The organism is Aeromonas sp. EERV15 (genome assembly GCF_900079845.1).
Taxonomy (GTDB): domain Bacteria; phylum Pseudomonadota; class Gammaproteobacteria; order Enterobacterales; family Aeromonadaceae; genus Aeromonas; species Aeromonas sobria.
On the sequence record NZ_FKKY02000188.1, the window covers coordinates 1 to 430 of the forward strand.

The window sequence follows — 430 nt, forward strand, 5'->3', positions numbered from 1 at the left end:
CGTGGATGAACATCGCCTCGCAGCCGGTCGTCTTCACGACGACGTCGTAGCGGAGCGCGTGGAAGAGCGCGGCCTTGAGCCGCTCCGAGCCGCTCTTGCCCCGCGTCCCCCAGCCGCCGATCGTGAGCGGGATGCCCCGCCGGGCGCGCTCGATCTGCGTCATGATCCACGCGGCCCGCAGCACCATGTACGCGAGGATGAGGAACACGATCCACGCGAGCTGCGTCGGGACGTTGCCCGCCGGCGACACGAGGTACGAGAAGAAGCTGTCGATCCAGACCGGCGCCGACGGGCCGGCGAGCCAGTCACGGCCGATCTGGAGCGCCGAGGGCAGCGCGACGGCGAGGAACTTGCTCGGCAGGTGCGGCTCGATCGCGTATTGCCGGCAGCCGACGTCGCCGCCGGTGTCGCCGAGCGAGCCGGTGAAGCC

General features: G+C 70.9%; 1 protein-coding gene. It reads right to left on the reverse strand.

What is annotated here, in order from left to right:
* Nucleotides 1-430: hypothetical protein (locus tag BN4575_RS23060; RefSeq protein ID WP_141689933.1), on the reverse strand; the 430-nt coding region annotated here is incomplete at both ends.